Annotated in this window: 3 protein-coding genes and 1 pseudogene; all 4 read left to right on the top strand. The window is 42.6% G+C overall.

Annotation, left to right across the window (positions count from 1 at the left end):
* Window positions 1-133 precede the first annotated feature (133 nt).
* Window positions 134-538, top strand: coding sequence for a PARP domain-containing protein (locus BLV54_RS17425; protein WP_090572395.1), 405 nt, complete (start codon window positions 134-136; stop codon window positions 536-538).
* A 411-nt stretch (window positions 539-949) separates the two neighbouring features.
* Entirely contained in the window at window positions 950-1,147 is a 198-nt protein-coding gene (locus BLV54_RS15860) for a hypothetical protein (protein WP_176969809.1), read from the top strand.
* Between the two features lie 116 nt (window positions 1,148-1,263).
* Window positions 1,264-2,091 (top strand): hypothetical protein, encoded by an 828-nt coding sequence (locus BLV54_RS15055; RefSeq protein WP_090572393.1) that lies wholly within the window; start codon window positions 1,264-1,266, stop codon window positions 2,089-2,091.
* A gap of 92 nt (window positions 2,092-2,183) precedes the next feature.
* Window positions 2,184-2,298 (top strand): annotated as a pseudogene (locus BLV54_RS15855) (IS5/IS1182 family transposase); the annotation flags it as partial.

The following is a 2,298-nucleotide window of genomic DNA, read 5'->3' as shown; positions in this document are numbered from 1 at the left end:
GGATGATGCGGACGACAGGGGCGGCATTTCAGTGCCGAGTTAGTCGGAATTATCCACAACGGACACCTTGAGCCACACCCCCATCAATAAGTTATGCTACGCTTCTTAATAATGGGTGTCATCCACAAATTCAATGGTAGACACCTTTTTGACAAACGAGTCTAAAGAATACCCATTCCCAAGCACTCCCGAGAAAAATGGGTATCGTCTTTTCCCAGATGACATGGAGAATGATGGGCACATTTTCTTTCACGGAACCGCGGAAAAAAATCTGGTATCAATTCTTAATAACGGTTTCAGAATCTCCGGCAACCTACAATCAGTATCTTTTGCAAGAGAGAGCAGTTTGTCTCTCAGGTACGCATGTGAAGCTCGCGACAATTCTTCTCCTCAAGGAGCTGTAATAGCTGTACGATATGCTTGCCTTAACAAGCCATATATCGGCCAAGAAGGCTTTGGGTTATATGTATATGACCTCAATGTACAACCACAAATTGTTGGTTACTGCTTGGTTCCAGCAAACTATGTATTCCGCTGAATATAATCTTTCGCTCAAGCGGGGCCGCGCAAAATTGCGCGGCCCCTTAATTCCACATTGGGTGCGAATATGACCAATGCCGCGCGTTTAGTGCTTCAAGATGCCAGATACGCAATCCGAAATCACACAGACGACTTGGGAGGAGAGTCGTTTCGGGTAAGTTGGTTTGCTGTCACGGGACTTCTTCGTGCTGTCGGTCATGTGCTTGCGAAAGTTGACTCGACTCGGTCACCCCAGATGGCTCTGGCCATTGACACAAAGTGGTCTGAGCTTCAAGCATCCAAGCCAAATCCCCTCATTTTTTGGTCTTTTATAGAGTCCGAACGAAACCGTTTCCTAAAATCATACGAGCACAGCGTCTATCGGTCACTAAATCTCGCGATGTATGATTCTAGTGGGGCGCAAGTTAGTATGGTTACTTCGATAATTGTCAGTCGTTCTCATGGGCTGGATACGCGTGGTACGGGAACGAAGCTGACGTCGATTATTGATCAAGGGCCATTTAAAGGCGAAAGTGAACGACGCATTGCAGAACTGGCTATTAACTGGTGGGAAGGATATCTTGACGAAGTTGATGAATATGCTCGTTTTCGTGCAGACGGCACCTAACAGTGCCTTCAATTTGATGTCCCTGCCGCCGCTGCGCGCTGGCAGATCCACGAATTAACACAGGCTAGGCATTAATAAACAAACTTATGGGTTATTGCATATATTCAAATTCCGATGTGGCAGACGTTGATTTAAACGACGAACATATTTTCCCACTCACTTTAGGAGGTCATGACAGGTTTACCATTAAGGTTTCAAAATTTGCTAATGTCAGAGCTAACAAAGAGATAGACGAAAAGTTAAAAGCATGTCCGTTTCTTGCTACAAATAGAAAGAGACATGGGACCACAGGACACAGAAGTAAAACAGTAAACCCACCTAAAGCTAAAATCACATCGAGATCTGATAAATCTATTGTTTTCAAATTTGATAACAATGACTTGTTGCAGCTCTACAGCCATAAGAGACTTAAATTTCTAACCGCTGAGAATATAAAAGCAGAAGGCTTAACTTTGAGTCTTAGACATGAAAAGAACCTTAGACTTAAGTTCTCAGCAAAAGTGGCTTTGGCTTCAGGCTATTATGTATATAAACATATATTTGTTAAAAATGCGAAAGTCGAAGACTTGCGTGCTTTAATGAATTACCTGGGTAAGTGTCATGACGAAACAGCTTTTGACAATATAACTTCTACTGGTTGGTATTGGCCGAAGCTGGTTGATGCTTCAGATGCAGATATGCAAAGCATCTTTCAAAGCATTAACGACACTTTTGACTGCTCATTTGTAGCGTTAATTACTAGTGCGGTTCCCGATAAAATTATATTTGTTGTTGGCGTTTTAGGACATTTAACAGGTGTAATAAGCTGTCCAGCCAACTGTGATAAGTTCCCAAAATATGGCGACTATGATTTGGGGCATGTCATAATTTTAAGAGGAAACAAAGTTGAAAGACTGTCATTTCGCGAATGTTTACAAGCAGCGGCTAACTTTTCGAATAGTTAGGGTCTGTTGACGTTTTGAGATAAGTATTTCATAAATAGAAGCAAACTCGTAATATTGAGGTGTTCTCACACCACCGATAAAACGAGTTTGCGATGCCCCGATTGATGCTCAACGATGAGTTCTGGTCGAAGCTGGAGAAAATTCTGCTTCAAGAAGCGATTTATAACAAGCGCAATTTGCGCATGACAGTAGAAGGTATGCTATACC

The sequence above is a fragment of the Nitrosomonas sp. Nm33 genome (assembly GCF_900107265.1).
Taxonomy (GTDB): domain Bacteria; phylum Pseudomonadota; class Gammaproteobacteria; order Burkholderiales; family Nitrosomonadaceae; genus Nitrosomonas.
Note: the sequence above shows the minus strand (reverse complement) of the source record. Positions and strands in the feature narration are given on the sequence as shown.

Excerpts from the sequence above, each read along its gene's own strand:
- BLV54_RS17425 (WP_090572395.1), top strand. The coding sequence starts at position 134 with ATGGTAGACACCTTTTTGACAAACGAGTCTAAAGAATACCCATTCCCA.
- BLV54_RS15860 (WP_176969809.1), top strand. The coding sequence starts at position 950 with ATGGTTACTTCGATAATTGTCAGTCGTTCTCATGGGCTGGATACGCGT.